The organism is Nonomuraea sp. NPDC049655 (genome assembly GCF_044465465.1).
In the GTDB taxonomy this organism is placed as follows: domain Bacteria; phylum Actinomycetota; class Actinomycetes; order Streptosporangiales; family Streptosporangiaceae; genus Nonomuraea.
Genome location: NZ_JBITLS010000007.1, coordinates 286,597 through 306,130, shown reverse-complemented (window position 1 = coordinate 306,130; position 19,534 = coordinate 286,597). Strand labels below are relative to the sequence as shown.

General features: G+C 70.3%; 16 protein-coding genes. 5 read left to right on the top strand and 11 right to left on the bottom strand.

What is annotated here, in order from left to right:
- Window positions 1-72: 72 nt before the first annotated feature.
- The gene (locus ACIBQ6_RS24220) at window positions 73-561 is read left to right on the top strand and encodes a VOC family protein (RefSeq protein ID WP_387672296.1); all 489 of its coding nucleotides are present in this window, start codon (window positions 73-75) and stop codon (window positions 559-561) included.
- 252 nt (window positions 562-813) lie between these two features.
- Complete coding sequence (locus ACIBQ6_RS24215; protein WP_352352391.1) at window positions 814-1,008, top strand: DUF3046 domain-containing protein; 195 nt, start codon at window positions 814-816, stop codon at window positions 1,006-1,008.
- Window positions 1,009-1,036: 28 nt separating this feature from the next.
- Here the strand turns inward: ACIBQ6_RS24215 and ACIBQ6_RS24210 are convergent, their stop codons facing one another.
- Window positions 1,037-1,303 (bottom strand): hypothetical protein, encoded by a 267-nt coding sequence (locus ACIBQ6_RS24210; protein ID WP_358291898.1) that lies wholly within the window; start codon window positions 1,301-1,303, stop codon window positions 1,037-1,039.
- Window positions 1,304-2,009: 706 nt separating this feature from the next.
- On the opposite strand from ACIBQ6_RS24210, the gene recA reads away from it, so the two are divergent.
- A complete protein-coding gene (gene recA, locus ACIBQ6_RS24205; RefSeq protein ID WP_352323144.1) occupies window positions 2,010-3,104 on the top strand; it encodes a recombinase RecA in 1,095 nt (364 codons plus the stop codon).
- A gap of 473 nt (window positions 3,105-3,577) precedes the next feature.
- Entirely contained in the window at window positions 3,578-5,608 is a 2,031-nt protein-coding gene (recX, locus tag ACIBQ6_RS24200) for a recombination regulator RecX (RefSeq protein WP_397214593.1), read from the top strand.
- A 455-nt stretch (window positions 5,609-6,063) separates the two neighbouring features.
- Here the strand turns inward: recX and ACIBQ6_RS24195 are convergent, their stop codons facing one another.
- Window positions 6,064-6,465, bottom strand: a complete 402-nt coding sequence (locus ACIBQ6_RS24195; protein WP_397214591.1) for an NUDIX domain-containing protein — start codon at window positions 6,463-6,465, stop codon at window positions 6,064-6,066.
- Window positions 6,466-6,995: 530 nt separating this feature from the next.
- Between ACIBQ6_RS24195 and rny the strand changes: the two genes are divergently transcribed.
- On the top strand, window positions 6,996-8,612 hold the full coding sequence (rny, locus tag ACIBQ6_RS24190; protein ID WP_358291906.1) for a ribonuclease Y: 1,617 nt from the start codon (window positions 6,996-6,998) through the stop codon (window positions 8,610-8,612).
- A gap of 215 nt (window positions 8,613-8,827) precedes the next feature.
- Here rny and ACIBQ6_RS24185 read toward each other — a convergent pair whose 3' ends face one another.
- The 9 genes from ACIBQ6_RS24185 to ACIBQ6_RS24145 all read right to left on the bottom strand — a co-directional run bounded on the left by ACIBQ6_RS24185 (window position 8,828) and on the right by ACIBQ6_RS24145 (window position 19,407).
- Complete coding sequence (locus ACIBQ6_RS24185; protein ID WP_352327360.1) at window positions 8,828-9,790, bottom strand: ABC transporter permease; 963 nt, start codon at window positions 9,788-9,790, stop codon at window positions 8,828-8,830.
- A 42-nt stretch (window positions 9,791-9,832) separates the two neighbouring features.
- Window positions 9,833-10,876 (bottom strand): ABC transporter permease, encoded by a 1,044-nt coding sequence (locus tag ACIBQ6_RS24180; protein ID WP_397214589.1) that lies wholly within the window; start codon window positions 10,874-10,876, stop codon window positions 9,833-9,835.
- The gene (locus ACIBQ6_RS24175; protein WP_387672309.1) at window positions 10,873-11,871 is read right to left on the bottom strand and encodes an ABC transporter ATP-binding protein; all 999 of its coding nucleotides are present in this window, start codon (window positions 11,869-11,871) and stop codon (window positions 10,873-10,875) included. Before ACIBQ6_RS24175 ends, ACIBQ6_RS24180 begins: the two co-directional genes overlap by 4 nt.
- Window positions 11,871-12,908, bottom strand: a complete 1,038-nt coding sequence (locus ACIBQ6_RS24170) for an ABC transporter ATP-binding protein (protein ID WP_352352400.1) — start codon at window positions 12,906-12,908, stop codon at window positions 11,871-11,873. Before ACIBQ6_RS24170 ends, ACIBQ6_RS24175 begins: the two co-directional genes overlap by 1 nt.
- Before the next feature lie 61 nt (window positions 12,909-12,969).
- Window positions 12,970-14,796, bottom strand: a complete 1,827-nt coding sequence (locus ACIBQ6_RS24165) for an ABC transporter substrate-binding protein (protein ID WP_397214587.1) — start codon at window positions 14,794-14,796, stop codon at window positions 12,970-12,972.
- Between the two features lie 203 nt (window positions 14,797-14,999).
- Complete coding sequence (locus ACIBQ6_RS24160) at window positions 15,000-16,805, bottom strand: S9 family peptidase (RefSeq protein WP_397214585.1); 1,806 nt, start codon at window positions 16,803-16,805, stop codon at window positions 15,000-15,002.
- A 40-nt stretch (window positions 16,806-16,845) separates the two neighbouring features.
- Window positions 16,846-17,697: a glutamate ABC transporter substrate-binding protein gene (locus ACIBQ6_RS24155; RefSeq protein ID WP_397214814.1), complete on the bottom strand. Its 852-nt coding sequence runs from the start codon at window positions 17,695-17,697 to the stop codon at window positions 16,846-16,848.
- 127 nt (window positions 17,698-17,824) lie between these two features.
- Window positions 17,825-18,742, bottom strand: coding sequence for an amino acid ABC transporter permease (locus ACIBQ6_RS24150; protein WP_397214583.1), 918 nt, complete (start codon window positions 18,740-18,742; stop codon window positions 17,825-17,827).
- Window positions 18,739-19,407 carry an amino acid ABC transporter permease gene (locus tag ACIBQ6_RS24145; RefSeq protein WP_397214581.1) on the bottom strand — a complete coding sequence of 223 codons (669 nt, stop codon included), beginning with the start codon at window positions 19,405-19,407 and terminating at the stop codon, window positions 18,739-18,741. The genes ACIBQ6_RS24150 and ACIBQ6_RS24145 overlap by 4 nt, the downstream gene beginning before the upstream one ends.
- Window positions 19,408-19,534 lie beyond the last annotated feature (127 nt).

The window sequence follows — 19,534 nt, the reverse complement described above, 5'->3', positions numbered from 1 at the left end:
CGCCACCGACAGAAAACGCATTCGAGCGGCGCCGGGTGGTTGAGCGGGGGTCAAGGCGGACATACAGCGACCGTGACCATTGATTATGCCGCCGTCGAGACCCGACGCGCACAGTTGAGAAGCCAGTACGCCTTACCGCACCGGCCGTCGAGCAGCGCCCGTGGCCTGCACCACGTGGCCATGTTGTCGTCCGATGTGGAGCGGACCATCAAGTTCTACCAGGAACTGCTGGAATTCCCGCTGACGGAGATCATCGAGAACCGCGACTACAAGGGTTCGAGCCACTTCTTCTTCGACATCGGCAACGGCAACCTGCTCGCGTTCTTCGACTTCCCGGGGCTCGACCTCGGCCCGTACCAGGAGGTGCTCGGCGGGCTGCACCACGTGGCGATCTCCGTCGACCCCGCCACCTGGGAGCGGCTGCGCGGCAAGCTGGAGATGGCCGGCGTGCCGCACCAGATCGAGAGCGGCGCCTCCATCTACTTCAAGGACCCCGACGGCGCCCGCCTGGAGCTGCTCGCCGACCATCTCGGTGAGATGTACGGTGCGCGAGTTCTGTGACGGTTCGTCCCGGCTCAGCGCCGTGACGCCCTGCGCGTACGCGGGCTGCCCGCACGCGGCTCCCGCCTGATTCCCGCGTGCCGCTCCGATCGCTGTCCCTTCTCCTTCTGGACGGCCTGCCGCATCGCGAGTAACAGCCGGCGGCGCCGCGCCCTGTTGGCCTTGGTCCTGGCGGTCTTCGGGGGTGAAGACTTGGGGGTCTTTGGCATGCGGATGTCTTACCCACACCTGACGCGATTCCATACTTGGTCCATGCGCCTGACCGAGTTCTGGAGACGGATGAACGTCCATTTCGGCGAGACCTATGCCGAGTCGTGGGCCCGCGACTACGTGATCGCCCCGCTGGGCGGCCGTACCGTCATCCAGGCGCTGGCCGACGGCGAGAGCGCCAAGACCGTGTGGCGGGCCGTGTGCCAGGTGGAGGACGTCTCGCCCGGGCTGCGCTGAACCCGGGTCGGGGACGTCCCGTCCCGGGCTACGTCGAGCCCAGCGTCCGGCGGAGCGCGTCCGCCGTGGCCTCCAGGTCGTCCGCGCTGCCCTGGCCGCCCGGCGACCACAACAACGTCCAGCCCCCGCTGGAGGGGGTGGCGAAGATGATCGTCTGGCGGCGCGTGCGCGGATGCCACACCCACAGCACCGGATCGTCACCGCCGACCATGCGGCTGACCAGCCCCTGATGGGGCAGCAACTCGGCGAGCGCCTCCAGAAGGGTGCGTCGTTCCCCGGTGTAGCCACTCGCCACTTCGCCGCCTCCCAGCCAATCCCCTGCATGGGAGTCTCCCCAGCTCACGGCGTATGACAACACGTCGGCGGCAACCCGCGCGGGAGATCGCGAACGCCCTCGCCCCACGTGTCCCCGGTGTCCCCCTGGCCCCGGTGCCCGTGCTCTCCGCGCCGGTGGGGAGAGCGTCCGTGACGTCTCCCCACGCGGCGATCCGCATCCTTCGGGACGGTCCAGGTCCGCGTTCTCCGGGACGGTCCAGGTCCGCGTTCTCCGGGACGGTCCAGGTCCGCGTTCTTCGGGACGGGCCGGATTCGTGTTCTCCGGGACGGCCGGAGCCGCGTTTTCCCGGAGGGGTCAGATGTCGCCCGTCCGCAAGGGACAGGCGTTCGTCGGACCCGGACCCAGGCAGCCGCCCATGCGGGGGCACCCCATCACCTCCGCCCGCCGCGCCCGATCCCACGGCCGTGACCCCCCGGGCAGACCCCACGGCCAATCGGCCGGCAACCACCATGAACGCGAGCGACGTCCGAGCATCGGCCTCGCCCTCCTCTGAACACGCCGCATGCATCCCAGCAGCGTGTTCGTGATGTGATCGAACAGCCGTTCGGCTACGATGAACCTGCCGAACCCGGCCACGCCTTCCCCGACCGTCTCAGAAAATGTCGGTGGCAGGCCGTAGCTTTCACTCGACTGATCGGACCACGACCCTCCAGAGGGAGCTCCCATGGCTATCAACGACCGCGAGAAGGCCCTCGAGACCGCGCTCGCTCAGATCGAGCGGCAGTTCGGCAAGGGCTCCGTCATGCGACTGGGCGACGACGCCCGAGCCCCCATCGAGGTGATCCCCACCGGGTCGATCTCCCTTGACGTGGCCCTCGGCATCGGCGGCCTCCCGCGTGGGCGCATCGTCGAGATCTACGGCCCCGAGTCCTCGGGCAAGACCACGGTCGCCCTGCACGCGGTGGCCAACGCCCAGCGGGCCGGCGGCATCGCGGCGTTCATCGACGCCGAACACGCCCTTGACCCCGAATACGCCAAGAAGCTGGGCGTCGACACCGACGCCCTGCTGGTCTCCCAGCCCGACACCGGTGAGCAGGCGCTCGAGATCGCCGACATGCTGATCAGGTCCGGCGCGGTCGACATCATCGTCATCGACTCGGTGGCCGCCCTGGTGCCCAAGGCCGAGATCGAGGGCGAGATGGGCGACAGCCACGTCGGCCTCCAGGCCCGCCTCATGTCCCAGGCCCTGCGCAAGGTCGCCGGCGCGCTCAACAGCACCGGCACCACCGCGATCTTCATCAACCAGCTCCGCGAGAAGATCGGCGTCATGTTCGGCAGCCCCGAGACCACGACCGGTGGTAAGGCGCTCAAGTTCTACGCCTCCGTCCGCATGGACATCCGCCGCATCGAGACCCTGAAGGACGGCACGGAGGCGGTCGGCAACCGCACCCGGGTCAAGGTCGTCAAGAACAAGATGGCCCCGCCCTTCCGCGTCGCCGACTTCGACATCCTCTATGGCGTGGGCATCTCCCGCGAGGGCGGCCTCATCGACATGGGCGTCGAGCACGGCTTCGTCCGCAAGTCGGGCGCCTGGTACACGTACGAGGGCGACCAGCTGGGCCAGGGCAAGGAGAACGCGCGCAACTTCCTGAAGAACCACCCCGACATGGCCAACGAGATCGAGAAGAAGATCAAGGACAAGCTCGGTGTCGGTCCGAAGCTCGACACGCCCGCCGAGCCCGCCGCCGCCGTCCCGGCTCCCGCCGCCGCGCCCTCGGGTCGTGGCTCGAAGTCCACCCCCAAGCCGGGTGACGTCTGATCGGTCGGCGCATGAGTGACAGGGATCCGTCGCAGGCGCCCCGTTCCCAGGAGTGGGGCGCATGGCCCGACCTCCCCGCCTCGGGGGAGCGCAGAAAGCGCGGACCTCGCGGCCCCCGGGCCACCCCCTCCGACCCGACGTCCACCTCCACCACCCCCGGCTCGCCGACCTGGGCCACCCCGGCCGAGTCGATGTCCGGGGCCACCACCCCCGAGCCGGTGACCCGGGCTACCGGCCGTCCCGCCTCGGGCAGGGGCGCACGTGGCGCCGACCTGGCCCGGTCGGCCGCGGACGGCTGGCCGTCGGTAGACGAATGGCACGAACAACGCGCCCGCCTCCGCGCCGCCGCCTCCGAGCCGACCACCCCCGACGACGACCACCCCCCGACCACCCACACCAGGGCAGATGACCCGGCTCCCCACGACGGGCTGGCCGACGCCGCCGATCCCGCCGGGGCCGCTGGCGTGGAGGGCATGGCCGTCCACGATCAGGCGGACGCTGCGGTCGTTCACCATGAAGCGGACGACGTGGTGGTTCGCGACGATGTGGACGACGTGGTCGTCCTTGCGCAGGTGGACGACGTGGTCGTACCTGCGCACGTGGACGACGGGGGTGTGTCGGGCTGGGGCACGGGCGGGCAGGCCGTTGTCGTGCCCCCGGCGTGGGGCCCCGGCCGGGAGATGGCCGCGCCGACCTTCCACTGGCCGGGCGACCCCCGCCCCCAGGCCGACGAGAAAGATACGGACTCGACTCGCGAAGCCGACGGGAGCCTGAGCCAGAGGGCTGAGGTCGGGCTGGGCGAAGGGGCGCCCGTCGTCCCGAACGATGAGGCTGACGTTGGGCCGCGCAGAAGGGCGGGCGTTGCGCCGGAAGGTGACGCCGGTGTTGGGCTGGGCGAAGGGGCTGGCGTCACGCCGGGCAGTGAGGCCGATGTTGGGCTGGGCGGTGAAGCGGGTTTCGGGCTCAGGCCGCGCAGTGAGGTGTTCATGACGTGGCCGGGCGCTGAGCATGGCGATCCGGCTGACCAGCCCTCTCCCGGCCGGCTCCACTCGGCCGCCCCCAGCGCTCAGGACGACGAAGCCGCCCCCGACGGCAGCCCGTCTGATCGCGGCCGAGCTGGTGGGCGAGGCAGTGGCCGGACCGGCGGCCGGACCGGCGGCCGGGCCGGGGGACGGGGATCCCGAGGGCGCTCGGACGAGGGCGCCGACGCGCCGATCTTCGTCTGGCCAGGCGAGCGTAAGACCCCTGCCGACCGCAGCGGTGTCCCGGACTTGCTTGCCGAAGACGCCCGCACCGAACCGGCCCGTAAGGGCAGTTCCGGAAGGCGTAAGAAGAAGGCCCAGATCGACGAGGGATTCGCCGGAAGCTCCCCGGGCGAGCTGGGCGATCATGACGGCGAGGGCGCTGCCGGGGATGCTGGGCGGCGCACGAGCAGGCGGAGGGCTCGGGACGGCGAGGGTTTCTCTGGAAGCCCTTCGGATGAGCTGAGTGGCCATGACGGCGAGGATGCTGCCGGCGTTGCTCCGCGGCGTACGAACGGGCACGGAGATCAGGAGAATGAGGAAAGCTCCGGGGCGCGGTCGGCTGGGCTGAGTGGTCAGGATGACGACGGTGTCGCTGAGGAGCGCCTGCGGGAACGGGAAGATCCGTACGAGCCCGGCGGCGTTGGCGGAAGGCCGGAGGGTGAGGCTTCCTCCGAGGAGAAGCGCGGCGCCGATGAGTGGCATTCTGAGGTGCTGGCCGGAAGCAGTTGGTTCGGCGATGAGCAGGACGCGGGTGGGAAGAAGCGTTCAGGCAAGGGGCGCCGGACAGGTGGCCGGGGCACTGGACGAGGGAGCGGCAGGGGGAGCGGACGCTTCGGGAGAGGCGCGACCGGCCGTGGCGGCCCGCCGTCCGACGGGTCGCCGTCTGACGGGCCAATGCACGACGGGCCAATGCACGACGGGTCATCGCATGGCGGGCCGTTGCCTGATGGGCCGGACGTCGGCAGTTCCGCTGCGGCGGCGCCCGCGGCGGACCCGGAGTCCGTTGCGCGGGCCATCTGTCTTCGGCTGCTCACCATGGCTCCCAAGACGCGGGCGCAGCTCGCCGAGGCCCTTCGTAAGCGGGACGTACCGGATGAGGCTGCCGGAACGGTGCTTGATCGGTTTGTCGAGCTCGGGCTGATCAATGACGAGGCGTTCGCGGAGGCATGGGTCGATTCCCGGCACCATGGTCGGGGCCTCGCCAAGCGTGCGCTCGCGGCCGAGTTGCGCCATCGGGGTGTGGACACCGAGACCGTGAAGGAAGCCGTGGAGCGCCTGGACTCCGACCAGGAGGCCGAGACGGCCCGACGGCTGGTGGACCGTAAGCTCGCCTCCACCCGATCTCTCGACTCGCAGACCCGTACGCGGCGTCTGGCCGGCATGCTCGCCCGCAAGGGGTACTCGTCGGGGCTGGCGTACCGGGTGATCCGAGAGGCTCTCGCACAGGAAGGCATCGACCTGGAGGACGACTTCTCCTGATCCCCCAGCGGCCTCCACCAGGTCCGGAGCTCGTCACGCTCGGGGCTCAGAGAGATGGAGGGGCTGTGGGTCTGCCTCCGGGCCGGGCGCTCTCTCGCTCGGGGATTGTGGGAGGGCTGGAGGTCTGCCGCCGGGTTCGGAGCATAGGAAGGCCGAAAGGGTTGCGGGTCTGACGCCGGGTTTGGGGCTTCTTACGCTCGGGCTCAGGCAGATGAAGGGGTTGTGGGGCTGCCGGGCCGGAGCGTCTCCTGTTCAGGGGGCAGGGAGGCGGAGGGCGTGGGCTGCTGCCTGGATAGGCGCCCATAAGGATGGGGTTGGGACGCGGAGGAGGCGGAAGGCGAGGCAGGGGGATCGCCTCAGAGCGCTGGTCCGTGGAGGCTTGGGGTGCTGAGTCACTGGAGGTTGGGGGATTGGCTTGGGGCTTGGGGGTTGGGGGTTGGGGCGGTGGGGTGGGGTTAGGGGAGTTGGTTGGTTTGGTGGAGGTGGTCGAAGATGAGTTGGTCGACCGGCGATACGCGGTTGCGGTCGGCGTAGGTCAGCCAGGTGATCTCTTCGATCTCGTTGCCGGGGGTCGGGACTCCGTGGTGCTCGGCGGTGTAGCAGGTCATCCGTACGGTGACGCCGTCGGCGTGGCCGTGTGCCTGGGCGTGGAAGGTGCCCAGGTGAGTGACGGTGGCCGGGATGATGGTGATGGAGAGTTCCTCGTCGATCTCGCGGATCAGGGTGTCGAGGTCGGTTTCGCCGGGCTCGCGTTTGCCGCCGGGGAGGTAGTAGGCGTTCTTGCCTCGTGAGCGGGTGCTGAGGATCTTGTTGTTGTCCAGGTGGATCCAGGCGATCTTGTCGATGAGGTTGTTCACCGTGTGCTCCTGTGAGGGCGGGCGAGCCGGGCGTCGGGCGTTCGAAGAGTTTCTCGCGGGCGACGGGGGACGTAGGGCTGGGGGCGCCCGTCGGAGGCCTACGGTTTCACGGCCGGGTGGTCGCTGGGTGCTGGTTGTGGGGTTTGTCTGGGCTATGGGGGTTGGAGAGGTGCGGGTGGGGGACAAATGGGGGTGATCGTGGGTTATGTGGTTGATTGGGGAGATGCGGGCCTGTAAGACACGCTTGAGGACGCGTTTGCTTGCCCGTGACCTGTTCGACGCATAACCTCGACGGCAGTGAGGAGTTACTCCGCGCAGCGCGGATTGCCATACCGGTGAACGACGGACGAACGAGCTCGGTTGATCGAGGCAGGCGAGGTGTCGGCTATGGGGGCCGATGCCCGGTCCGCCTTGGCCTGACATCGGCCCTGGAGACGACGCCGACCGGGCTTTCCGTGGCGCGCACGTGACCCCTCCCGTTTTGGGTCCGCGTTATGAGGTGTTGACGACGCGAGGAGGGCGGGGCGCGCATGCAGCCGCTTGTCGTGGTGCTGATGGTGGCGGTGCTCGTGCTCGCGTTCGGGATGATCGTGGCGCTGCTCGTCGTCATACGCCGTACCTCTAGCGGTTTGCCCCGGAAGTCCGAGCCGAGCCCTGAGCAGGTGGAGGCCGTACACACGGAGCTTGAGGAGGCGCGGGAGCGGGCCAGGGAGATCCGCGCCAAGGCGGAGAGCGACGCCGAGGAGCTCCTGCGCAGGTCGGAGAGCGCCGTCGAGAGCGCCGCGCAGATGCGGCGGGAGGTCGAGGAGGAGAGCCGGATCCTGAAGTCCGAGCTCAAGGAGCTCCGGACCGATCTCGAACGCAGGGAGGCCAGGCTGGCCGAGCGCGAGCAGCGGCTCGACGAGGAGGCCAGGCGGCAGTCCGAGCGGGACAGGAAGCTGGCCGAGACCGAGGTCGAGCTGGCCGACCGGCGCGAGGAACTGCTCCAGGTCGAGGACGAGCGGCGGGTGATCCTGGAACGGGTCGCCGGGTTGACGGGCGAGCAGGCCAAGTCCGAGCTGGTCAAGGAGATCGAGAACCAGGCCAAGCGCGAGGCGGCGCTGATCATCAGGGAGATCGAGGGCGAGGCCCGCAAGGAGGGCGAGAAGCGGGCCACCAAGATCGTGACGCTGGCGGTCCAGCGGGTGGCGGCCGAGCAGACGGCGGAGTCGGTCGTCAGCGTGCTGCATCTGCCCGGCGACGAGATGAAGGGCCGGATCATCGGGCGCGAGGGGCGCAACATCCGGGCGTTCGAGTCGACCACCGGCGTGAACCTGATCATCGACGACACGCCGGAGGCGGTGTTGTTGTCGTGTTTCGACCCGGTGCGCAGGGAGACGGCGCGGCTCACGCTGGAGAAGCTGGTGCTGGACGGGCGCATCCATCCGCAGCGCATCGAGGAGGCGCACGACCGCAGCCGCCAGGAGGTCCAGGACCTCTGCGCGCGGGCCGGCGAGGACGCGCTGGTCGAGCTGGGCATCACGGACATGCATCCCGAGCTGACGCTGCTGCTCGGGCAGCTTCGATACCGCACCTCCTACGGTCAGAACGTGCTCAAGCACCTCATCGAGTCCGCGCACATCGCCGGGATCATGGCGGCCGAGCTGAAGATGAACCAGCAACTCATGAAGCGGTGCGCGCTGCTGCACGACATCGGCAAGGCCCTCACGCACGAGGTCGAGGGCAGTCACGCGCTGATCGGCGCCGAGATCGCCCGCCGGTACGGCGAGCAGGAGGACGTGGTGCACGCCATCGAGGCGCACCACAACGAGGTCGAGGTCCGTACGGTCGAGGCGGTGCTCACGCAGGCGGCCGACGCCATCAGCGGCAGCCGTCCGGGGGCGCGCAGGGAGTCGCTGGAGGCGTACGTCAAGCGGCTGGAGCGGCTGGAGGAGATCGCGCAGTCGTACGAGGGCGTGGAGAAGGTGTTCGCCATGCAGGCCGGGCGGGAGATCCGGGTCATGGTCAAGCCGGACGCGATCGACGACATCCAGGCGCAGGTGATCGCCCGGGACGTGGCCAAGCAGGTGGAGGAGGAGCTGACGTACCCGGGGCAGATCCGGATCACGGTGGTGCGCGAGTCCCGCGCCACCGAGTTCGCCCGCTGACCCCGAGGATCCCGCCCGCCGGTCCCAAGCAGGCCCGCTCATTCCGAGCCCCTTGCGAGCCCCTTCCGAGGAGGCTGGGAGCGCGGGGCAGGGGCGGAGCGTCCTAATGCGCAGATCAGGCCGATGCCGAAGCCTCCCGACGGACGAGACGGTTGCGAGGGCGGCGCATCGGCGGGCGCGCGTGGTGCGCCCGCCGGGAGGCGCCGCTCGCATCGTCAGGCCAGACGGATCCGGGGGTCCAGGAGCCCGTAGGCGATGTCCACGATCAGGTTCGCCACCACCACGGCGGTGGTGGCCAGGATGACGACGCCCATGATCACCGGCAGGTCCCCGCTGATGAACGCCTGCACCACCGCCTGCCCGATGCCGCCGAGCCCGAAGACCGACTCCGTCACCACCAGACCGCCGATCAGCGTGCCGATGTCCACACCGAGCTGGGTCACCACGGGGGTCAGCGCGGCCCGCAGGCCGTGCCGGTAGATGACGCGGCCCTCGGGCACGCCCTTGGCGCGGGCCGTACGGATGTAGTCCTCGCCCAGGACGTCCAGCATGGAGCCCCGGGTGAGCCGGGCGTACGAGGCCGCCTGGACCATGGCCAACGTGATCCACGGCAGGATCAGGTGCCGGGCCCATTCGCCGGGGTTCTCGGAGAAGGGCACGTAGGAGTCGGGCGGCAGGATCGGGGCGCCCGCCATGGTGAGCTGGAAGAAGAAGAAATACAGCAGCAACAGGCCGACCACGAACGTCGGCATCGAGACCCCGGCCAGGGCCAGCGTGGTCAGGGCGCGGTCGAGGAACGAGCGTACGCGGGTGGCGCTGAGCACGCCGGCGCCGACGCCGACGCAGAGCCACAGGACGGCGCCGCCGAGCACCAGCGAGAACGTCGGCGGGAAGTCCTGGGCCAGCAGCTTGCCCACCGATTCGCCCGAGAAGTACGACTGGCCGAGGTCGCCGTGCAGGAGCCGGCCCAGGTAGTCGAAGTACTGGACGATGGTGGGACGGTCGAGGCCGAGGTTGTGCCGGATCAGGTCGACCTGCTCGGGAGTGGCCTGGCGGCCGGCCAGCGTACGGGCGGGGTCGCCGGGGGCGACGAAGAACAGGAAGAACGTGCCCAGGGAGACCAGCCACAACACCAGCACCCCGAGCAGTGTCCGCCGCAGCAGGAACCGTCGCAACATCAGCCCTCCACCTCCTGAAACAACCCCGGCATCCCACCCCGGTCACGAAGCAGCGGCATCGGACCCCCCAGCAGCGGCATCGGACCCACCGACGGCGGGCGCGGAGGCCGGAGCGGACGCCGGAGCGGAGGCCGCGCGCCGGTTCCGCCGTCGCCGGCGGCTGAACAGCCGTTCCATCCGGGGATCGATGGCGTCCCTGATCCCGTCGCCCACCAGGTTGAACGCCAGCGTCGTGATCAGCAGCGAGGCCGCCGGGAAGCCCAGATACCAGTACGCCACCCGGTAGAACCCCTGGGCCTCGCTCAGCAGGTTCCCCCACGACGGGGTGGGGGGAACGATCCCGAGCCCCAGATAGGACAAGGTGGACTCGAACACGATCGCGGCCGGCACCAGCAGCGTGGTGAGGACGATGACGGGGGCCAGGAGGTTCGGCAGGATGTCCACGAACATGATCCGCGCGTCGCCGGCCCCCATGGACCGGGCCGCCTCCACGTACTCGCGTTCCTTGAGCGACAAGGTCTGGCCGCGCACCACGCGGGCGATCGCCGCCCAGGAGTAGAACGAGATCACCCCGATCGTCGCGGTCAGCGAGGGCCCGGCGATGGACACCACCGCGATCGCGAAGATCAGGTACGGGAACGACAGGACCACGTCCATGAGCCGGGACAGGATGGTGTCGATGACGCCGCCGTAGTAACCGGCCAGCAGCCCGATGACGACCCCGATCAGCGCCGCCACGCCGGTCGCGACCACGCCGACGAGCAGCGAGACGCGCGCGCCGTACAGAACCCTGATGAACAGGTCGCGGCCGAGGCGGTCGGTGCCGAACCAGAACTCGCCGTTGGGCGCGACGGGCAGGCCCTGGTCGGTGATGCCGGTGTCGCGGAACTGCTCGTCGGGGTCGTGGCCGTTCCACGCCGAGATGAGGGGCGCGGCCAGGGCGAGCAGGCACAGCAGCACGACGACGATGCCCGAGATCAGAGCCACCCGGTCGGACCTGATCCGCGCCCAGGCGAGCTGCCAGGGGCTGCGTCCGGCGATCGTGCGGTCGGTGACGACGTCCGGACGGATCTCCGTGAGAGTCATGCGGTCCTCCCGGCGGTCAGGTCCTCGCCCGCCTCGACGGGGTAGTGACAGGCCACCAGGTGCTCCTGGGGCACCAGCAGCGGTTCCTCGGCCGAGCAGCGTTCGCGCGCCTTCGGGCACCGCGGATGGAACCGGCAGCCGGCGGGCGGGTCGATCGGCGAGGGCACGTCGCCGGTGAGGATGATGCGGTGCCGCCGTTCGGCCTCGTCGGGGTCGGCCACGGCGGTCGCCGACAGCAGCGCGTTCGTGTACGGATGGCGGGGCGCCGCGTGCAGCTCCTCAGCGGTGGCCAGTTCGGCCACCTTGCCCAGGTACATGACCGCGATCCGGTCGCTGACGTGCCGCACCACCGACAGGTCATGGGCGATGAACAGGTACGTCAGCCCGAAGTCGTCCTGGAGGTCCTTGAGCAGGTTGAGGATCTGGGCCTGGATGGACACGTCGAGCGCCGACACCGGCTCGTCGCAGATGATCAGCCGGGGCCGCAGCGCGAGCGCCCGCGCGACCCCGATGCGCTGCCGCTGCCCGCCGGAGAACTCGGCGGGGAACCGGTTGTAGTGCTCGGGGTTGAGCCCGACCCGTTCCATCAGCTCCTGGACGGTCCGCCGCAGCTCCTGGCCGCTCTGCACCCGGTGGATGACGAGCGGGTCGGCGATGATCGAGCCGACCCGCCGGCGCGGGTTCAGCGAGCCGTACGGGTCCTGGAAGATCACCTGGATGTCGCGCCGGTAGGGCCGCATCCGGCGCCGCGGCAGGTTCGTGATGTCGGCGCCGTCGAAGCGCACGCTGCCGGAGGTGATGGGATGCAGGCCCGCGATGCACCGGGCAAGCGTGGACTTGCCGCAGCCGGTCTCGCCGACCAGGCCGAGCGTCTCGCCGGGCGACAGCGACAGGCTGACGCCGTCGACGGCTCTGACCTGGCCGATCGTCTGCTTGATCAGCATGCCGCTGGTGATGGGGAAGTGTTTGACCAGGTTCTCGACTTCGAGCAGCATCAGGCCTCCTCCGCCGTGCCGAGCACCGCCCGCTTGCGCAGCGCCTCGGCCTCCGCGCCGAGCCCGATCGCCTCGTGCGGCAGCCAGCACGCCGAGGCGTGCCCGCGCGCGCCCGTGATGGAGGCCAGCGGCGGCCGTTCGGCCGGACAGACCGGCATCACGTACGGGCAGCGCGGATGGAAGGCGCACCCGGACGGGATCGCGATCAGGCTCGGCGGCGAGCCGGGGATGGGCCGCAGCCGTCCGCCGCGGTCGCCGGTGCTGCCCGGGATCGACTCCAGCAGGCCCTTGGTGTACGGGTGGTGCGGTTGGTAGTAGAGCGTGCGCCGGTCGGCCCGCTCGACGACGAGCCCGGCGTACATGACGAGCACCTCGTCGGCCATGCCGGCCACCACGCCGAGGTCGTGCGTGATGAGGACGAGCGCGATGTCGAACTCGGCCTGCACCCGCCCGATCAGCTCCAGGATCTGCGCCTGGACGGTCGCGTCCAGCGCGGTGGTGGGCTCGTCGGCGACGATGAGCTTGGGGTTGAGCGCGAGCGACATGGCGATCATCGCCCGCTGCCGCATGCCGCCGGAGAACTGGTGGGGGTAGTCGTCCACCCTGCGGTCGGGACGGGGGATGCCCACCAGGCCCAGCAGCTCGACGGCCCGTTTCCTGGCCTCGGCGCGGCGCGTGCCGGGATTGTGGACGCGGATCAGCTCCTCGATCTGCCAGCCGACCTTGTAGAGCGGGTGGAGGCTGGTCAGCGGGTCCTGGAAGACCACGCTGATCTCCGCGCCGCGGATGCGGCGAAGTTGTTCGTTGTCGAGTCCGAGCAGGTCGACGCCCTCGAACAGGGCCGTGCCCGTGATGTCGGCGTCGGGGGTCAGCCCGAGTATCGCCTGGGTGCTCACGGTCTTGCCGCTGCCGGACTCGCCGACGATCGCCAGAGTCTGGCCGCGGTCGACGGTGAACGACAGCCCCCGCACCGCCTGGACCACGCCGTCGGAGGTGGGGAAGGACACCTGGAGGTCGGTTACCTCAAGCAGGCTCATATGTCTCCCTCGCGGCCGTCCCGCGGGCCCGCCTGCCGGCGCGCCCGCGGGACGCCGGTCGTCAAGGCGTGCTGGGGTTCAGCCAGAGGTTGGTGACGTCGTAGATCTGGTACGACGGCAGGTACAGGGCGTTCTGCACCCGCTTGTTCTTGTAGAGCGGCGTGTTCTGGTTGTTCAGCGGCACGATCACCGCGTCGCCCAGCACCGTCTGGTCGGCCTCGTGCCACAGCGCCGCGGCCTTGGCCTGGTCGGTCTCGGCGAGCGCCCGCTTGATCAGGTCGTCCACCTTGGGGTTGCTGTAGCAGCCGTAGTTGCTGGTGCCGGCGTTGCAGTTGGTCTGGAACAGCGGCTGCATGACCGCGCGGCCGTTGTTGCCGTACCAGTCGGGGATCCAGCCGGGGGCCGACAGGTCCCATTCGCTGTTCTTGGCGTGCGAGGGCGTCTGCAGGTAGGTGTAGTAGTCGCCCTGGCGCAGCGGCAGGCCCTTGACGGTGATGCCGCACTTCTTCAGGTCGGCCGAGTACGACTGGTAGTTGGCCGGGTGGTTGCCCGCGTTGCGGAAGGCGCCGATGAGGGTCAGCCCGTTGGGGTAGCCGGCCTCGCTCAGCAGTTGCTTGCACTTGGCGGGGTCGCCCTGGTCGCCAGGCGTCGGGTACGGGTTGTACTCCTGGTAGCCGATGTTGCCGGGCGGGATGACCGTGTGCAGCGCGGTCGCGACGTCCGCGCCGCCGTAGATCTTGGCGATGGCGGTCTTGTTGATCGCGTACTCGATGGCCTGGCGGACCTTGAGCTTGCCCATCGCCCCGCCGGCGTTCTTGCTCTGCAGGTTGAACACCACGTACGGGTTCGTCACCGCGCCGGGGAAGATCGTGAAGTTGGGGTCGTTGCTCTTGAGCTGAGGGATCTGCGAGGTCGGCACCGGCAGGTCCCACGACAGGTCGGCGCTGCCGGCCTCGATCTGCTGCTGGACCGCGTCGGGCTCGCCGACGCCCATCTTGACGTCGATGGCGTTGACGTACTGGTGCCTGATCGGGTCGGACTCCTGCTTCCAGGCCGGGTTCTTCTCCAGCCGGATCGACTTGGTGGCCACGTACGAGGTGATCTTGTACGGGCCGTTGGAGATCACGTGCTGGCGGAAGGTGGCGTCGTCGGGGACGTACTGGTCGTACTCCTGCGGCGCCGCCGAGGCGAAGTTCAGGGCCAGGATGTTGAGGAAGTCACCGGCGGGCTGGGTCAGGGTGAAGACGACCGTCTTGTCGTCCTTGGCCTGCACGCCGGCGATGTCGTGGCCGTTCTGGAAGTCGGCCAGGGCCTTGGCGGTGGGCTTGGCCTTCTCGAACGCCTTGATGTAGGCGTCGCAGTACTCGGCCATGCCCTTGATCGTGCTGGTGTAGTAGCCGGGCGCGCCGGAGCCCGCCACCGGGTTGCAGATGCGCTTGAAGCCGCGGACGAAGTCGCCCGCCGTCACCGGCCGCGGCGGCTGGGTGTCCCACTGCACGCCGTCGCGCAACTTGATCGTGTACGTGAGCTTGTCGGCGCTCAGGCCGCCGTTCGCCTCGGTGGGCAGTTCGGTCGCTATGTCGGGCAGCACCTCGTAGCCCTTGGTGGTGTCGGCTCCCGCCGCGACGCCCTGGAGGGCGTACAGCTGGCGCGAGTAGCCGCGCATGATCCCGATGGTGACGACGTAGTAGATGCTGGTCGGGTCGAGATGGTCGACGTCGCCCGAGCCCACGAGCCTGAGCGTGCCGCCCGTGACGGGGCTTCCGGAGCTCTGGCTTGCTGCGGGGGGCGGAGCGGATCTGCTGGTTCCGTTCTGCGTCGCGCAGGAGGTGGCGAGCAGAGTTGCCGCCGCCACCGTGATGATGCTGAGATGGCGCAAGCTGGCCATCTGGCCTCCCTCGTGCCGAGATGGGGGTGTTGTTGGCTGGCACAGCTGGGGCGCGCGTCGTGGCCGCGACGCGCGCCCCACGTTTACTGAGACGAGCAACCCATGCCGGAGGAAGACTGTCGAGGTCGGTTACGTAACTGTTTGCGACTAGCGACTGGTCGGTAATGCTGATTCAGTACGGGAATTGTCTGGAGATCGCGACATTAACTGAATAGCTGCTGGTAGAAAGCCAGCTCGGCGGCCAGGGCCGCGACCCGCGTCTCCAATCGGCGAAATCCATGGGATTCGCCGTCGAAAGCGAGATAAGTGCACGGGACGCCGCGCTCGGACAATGCGTCGGCGAAGGCCGTCGACTGCTCGGGCGGCACCACCGGGTCGTCGAGCCCCTGCAGCAGCAGCATCGGGCAGGACACCCCGTCGACCAGGCCGAGCGGCTCCCTGGCGGCGTAGACGGCCGGGTCGTCGCCGACCAGCCACTCGACGTAACGGGACTCGAAGTCGTGGGTGTGCGCGGCGAGCGGCGCGAGCGCGCTGACGCCGTAGTAGGACACCCCGCCCGCGAACACGCCGGAGCGGCAGCAGGCGGCCATCACCGTCCAGCCGCCCGCGCTGCCGCCGCGCACCGCGATCCGGGCCGGATCGGCCAGCCCGGAGTCGGCCAGCCACTGGGCGGCGGCGACGGTGTCGGCGACGTCGACCAGCCCCCACTGGCCGCGCAGCCGCTCCCGGTAGGCGCGGCCGTAGCCGGTGGAGCCGCCGTAGTTGACGTCGAGCACGCCGATGCCGCGCGAGGTCAGGAACGCCTTCTCCAGGTCGAGCGCCGTGTCGGCGTGGGCGGTCGGGCCGCCGTGCACGAACACCACGAACGGCGTCGGCTCCTCGGCGACCTGGTGCAGGAAGGCGTGGACGGGCCGCTCGCCCGGCACGACCACCGGCCGCGGATCGGGCACCCCGGACAGGTCGGGCAGGCGCTCGCCGGCCCGCGCCAGCGGCTCGGCCCGCCCGGCGGCGACGTCGACCCGCACGACAGAGCGCGGCAGCCGGGCGGCGTGGCCGACGCCCGTCACGGACATGCCGTCGGCCGCGAGCGCGGCCTGCCATCCCGTGTAGGGCAGGTCGAGGTCGTGGAGCGCTCCCGTGGCCGGGTCGAGCACGCCCAGCCGCAGGTCGCCGCACCCGTGCAGGACGGCGAGCCGTCCGTCGCCGAGCACGGCGTAGGGCGCGCCGCCGAGCTGCCACGGCGGCTGCGTGAACTCCTCCTCGGCCGGGCACAACGCCCGCGGCGCGGCGCCGTCGAGGCCGCACTCGTAGAGGTTCCACCAGCCGGAGCGGTCGGAGACCAGGTAGAGGGTGGCGTCGTCCTTCCAGGCGGGCGACAGGACGGACTCCGCCGCGCCGCCCAGCACCGTGCGGGCCCGCCCGTCGCGCAGCCGGACGACGCGCAGCTCGGTGCCGTCCCAGGGCATGCGGGGGTGGTTCCAGCAGACGTAGGCCAGGTGGGCGCCGTCGGGGGACAGGACGGGGGAGGCGTAGAAGTCGTGGCCGCAGGCCCGCTCCCGGGGCTCGCCGCCCTCCAGCGGGATCGACACCACGGACCGGGTGATCTTGCCGTGCTCGCCGTGGCGCTCGCGCACCGCCCAGATCTCGCCGTCGTGGACGGTCAGGTCGGCGTAGCGGGAACCTTCGGCGGTGAGGGGTTTCGGCTGGCCGTTTTGCCCGAGAAGGTACAGGCGCTGGTCGGCCAGACCGGCGAAGACCACGTCGCCGCCGGGCGTCACGGCATAGGGACGCCCGCCGTACTCGTGGACCCTCGTGCGCGCGCTCCAGGGGGCGGGCAGCAGGTCATGGCAGGTGCCGTCGGCCTCGCGGCGGACGATCGCGGTGCGGCCGCCCTCGCCCGGACGGTCTTCGGTCCACCACACCCGGCCGCCCTGCGCGACGGGCCAGCCGGGCCGCAGACCGGCGGCGGCGACGTCGCGGGCGGAGATGGGGGACGGCCAGAAAGGCATACCCGCATCCTGCCGGAAGATCCGGGGCCGTGGGGCGCGATCAAGAACATCTCTCCTGCGGCGGCATCGAGGTGGGCAGGTTGAGCCCGGTGTCGCCGAACCACTTGCGCAGCAGGCGCGTGGCCGTCCCGTCCCGCCACATCTCGACCACGGCCCGCTCGGCGGCCTCGCAGGTGACGATGTCGCCCTTCTTCAGGCCGATGGCGTACCGCTCGTCGGTGAAGGGGTCGTTCAGCAGCCGGAACAGGCCGGGGGCCTGCTGGGCGAAGCCGGCCAGGGTCAGGTCCTCGGTGGAGACGGCGTCCAGCTCGTCGTCGCTGAGCTTGCGCACGCAGTCGGAGTAGTTGGCCGCGGGCACGGCCACGACGGGCAGGTCGAGCTTGCCGTCAGGAGGCGGGTCGGCGACGCGCTTGAAGGAGTTGGAGCCCGGCACCTGGCACACGCGCTTGCCCCGCAGGTCGTTGACGTCGCGGATGGACGCGTCCTCGGCCCGGACCATCGTGTCCTGGTGCACGAGCACGTACGGGCCGGCGAAGGTCACCTTGGGCCGGCGGGCCTCGGTGATGGAGTAGGTGGCGAACACCATGTCCACGGTGCCGTTCTGGAGCAGCGCCTCGCGGCCCGCCGCCGGCGCCTCCCGCCAGGTGATGCGCACGGGCCGGCCGCGGGCCAGCTTGGCGACGACGTACCGGGCGACGTCCACGTCGAAGCCCACGGGATCGCCGGGACCGGCCTTCAGACCCAGGCTCGGCTGGTCCCACTTGGTCCCCACGATGACCTGGCCGGTGCCCCTGATCTTGCCCACGACGTCGGAGTAGGCGCCGCCGCCCCCGCACGCCACCGGGACGGCGAACACGGCCGTGCCGGCCAGCGCCACCACGACTCCACGCATCCGCACGCACAGGAGTCTGTGGGCTCGGCGGCCCGGCGGGCCCGGTCTGCGTGCCGCACCGGCGAAGATCTGAGGCTTTCTTTACGAGACGGCGGCGGGACGGGAACCCCGCCGCCATGCTCGCAGGTCACTCCACGGGGATGTCGGGCGCCATGCCGCCGCCCTCGGTGCCCTGGCCGGTGGCGACGCCGACGGAGGCCGCGCCGGGGGTGGCGATCGGCCGCGCCGAGGTCTTCCTGCTGCGCCGGCTGCGCCGCTCCAGCAGGGTGGCCAGGTAGCTCAGCGTCATGTTGAGCGCCACGTAGATGACGCCGATGACGATCGCCGCCGGGATCAGCGAGCCGAAGTACGCGGCCGGCAGGATCTTGAACCCGGTGTTGAGCAGGTCGACGTAGGCGATGATGTAGCCGAGCGCGGTGTCCTTCAGCAGCACCACGAGCTGGCTGACGATCGCCGGCATCATCGTCGTGACCGCCTGCGGCAGCAGCACCAGGCGCAGCACCTGGTTCTTGCGCATGCCCACCGCGTAGGCGGCCTCGGCCTGCCCCTTGGGGATGGCGTGCACGCCCGCGCGCACGATCTCCGCCAGCACCGAGCCGTTGTAGAACATCAGGCCCAGCACCACCGCGATGAAGGCGTAGTCGCCGCCACCGGCGATGGCCGGGGCCAGGTAGAAGATGAAGAAGATCAGCAGCAGCAGCGGGATGGCCCTGAAGATCTCCACCACCGCGGCCGCCGGCACCCTGATCCAGGCGTGGTCGGAGAGCCTGGCCAGGCCGAAGACCGCGCCGAAGACCAGCGCGAGCACCGCCGCGGCGGCCGCCGCCTCCAGCGTGCCGAGCAGGCCCGGCAGGATGAACTCCTGCCACACCTCGGCCGTCAGGAACGGCTGCCAGATCTTGCCGTCCCACTGGCCCTTGGCGTCGAAGCCCCGGTAGACGAAGTACGCGACGGCCAGGACCGCCAGGACACTGATCGCCGTCAGCAGGTGGTTGCGCAGCCGGGCCCGGGGGCCGGGGGCGTCGAACAGGACGGACGCGCTCATCGTGCCACCGCCAGACGCCGGGCCAGCCAGCCGGAGAAGAAGCCGATCGGCATGGTCACGACCATGAAGGCCACGACCACCCCGAGGAAGATCGGGATCGAGGCCCCCGTGGTGTCGAACGTGAGCTTCATCTCGGCGGCCACGTCGGCGGCGTACCCGCCGGCGACCGCCACCGTCGTGTTCTTGATCATGGCGATCATCACGCTGGCCAGCGGCGCGATGACCGATCGGAAGGCCTGCGGCAGGATGATCAGCCGCAGCGTCTGCATGAAGCTCAGCCCGATCGCGCGGGCCGCCTCCGCCTGTCCCATCGGGACCGTGTTGATGCCCGAGCGCACCGCCTCGCACACGAACGCCGACGTGTAGATCGACAGGCCCATCGAGACGATCCAGAAGGAGTTCGTCCGCGGCTCGCCGGAGAAGACGAGGCCGAGCTTGTCGCTCAGGCCCAGCGCCGAGAACGCCAGCACCAGGGTGAGGGGGGTGTTGCGCACCACGTTCACATAGACCGTGCCCACCGCGCGCAGCACGGGCGTCGGGGAGACGCGCATCCCGGCCAGGACCGTCCCGAGGACGAGCGAGACGACCGCGGCCACGAGCGCGATCCTGATGTTCCCCCAGAAGCCCATCGCGAGGTCGGGCAGGTACTTGATTAGTTCATCCATCGTGCTCCACCGCATAGAGCGGCGGGGGGCCGGGGGCCCCCCCCCCCCCCCCGCGGGGCGAGCATCCCCCCCCCCCCCCGGGGGCCCGGGCCCCCCCCCACACCCCCCCCCACCCCCCCCCCCCACA

Bases quoted from the DNA above. Each gene is read 5' to 3' on its own strand.
- ACIBQ6_RS24215 (WP_352352391.1), top strand. From the start codon at position 814: ATGCGCCTGACCGAGTTCTGGAGACGGATGAACGTCCATTTCGGCGAG.
- recA (WP_352323144.1), top strand. From the start codon at position 2,010: ATGGCTATCAACGACCGCGAGAAGGCCCTCGAGACCGCGCTCGCTCAG.
- recX (WP_397214593.1), top strand. From the start codon at position 3,578: ATGGCCGTCCACGATCAGGCGGACGCTGCGGTCGTTCACCATGAAGCG.
- rny (WP_358291906.1), top strand. From the start codon at position 6,996: ATGCAGCCGCTTGTCGTGGTGCTGATGGTGGCGGTGCTCGTGCTCGCG.
- ACIBQ6_RS24185 (WP_352327360.1), bottom strand. From the start codon at position 9,790: ATGTTGCGACGGTTCCTGCTGCGGCGGACACTGCTCGGGGTGCTGGTG.
- ACIBQ6_RS24180 (WP_397214589.1), bottom strand. From the start codon at position 10,876: ATGACTCTCACGGAGATCCGTCCGGACGTCGTCACCGACCGCACGATC.
- ACIBQ6_RS24175 (WP_387672309.1), bottom strand. From the start codon at position 11,871: ATGCTGCTCGAAGTCGAGAACCTGGTCAAACACTTCCCCATCACCAGC.
- ACIBQ6_RS24170 (WP_352352400.1), bottom strand. From the start codon at position 12,908: ATGAGCCTGCTTGAGGTAACCGACCTCCAGGTGTCCTTCCCCACCTCC.
- ACIBQ6_RS24165 (WP_397214587.1), bottom strand. From the start codon at position 14,796: ATGGCCAGCTTGCGCCATCTCAGCATCATCACGGTGGCGGCGGCAACT.
- ACIBQ6_RS24160 (WP_397214585.1), bottom strand. From the start codon at position 16,805: ATGCCTTTCTGGCCGTCCCCCATCTCCGCCCGCGACGTCGCCGCCGCC.
- ACIBQ6_RS24155 (WP_397214814.1), bottom strand. From the start codon at position 17,697: ATGCGTGGAGTCGTGGTGGCGCTGGCCGGCACGGCCGTGTTCGCCGTC.
- ACIBQ6_RS24150 (WP_397214583.1), bottom strand. From the start codon at position 18,742: ATGAGCGCGTCCGTCCTGTTCGACGCCCCCGGCCCCCGGGCCCGGCTG.
- ACIBQ6_RS24145 (WP_397214581.1), bottom strand. From the start codon at position 19,407: ATGGATGAACTAATCAAGTACCTGCCCGACCTCGCGATGGGCTTCTGG.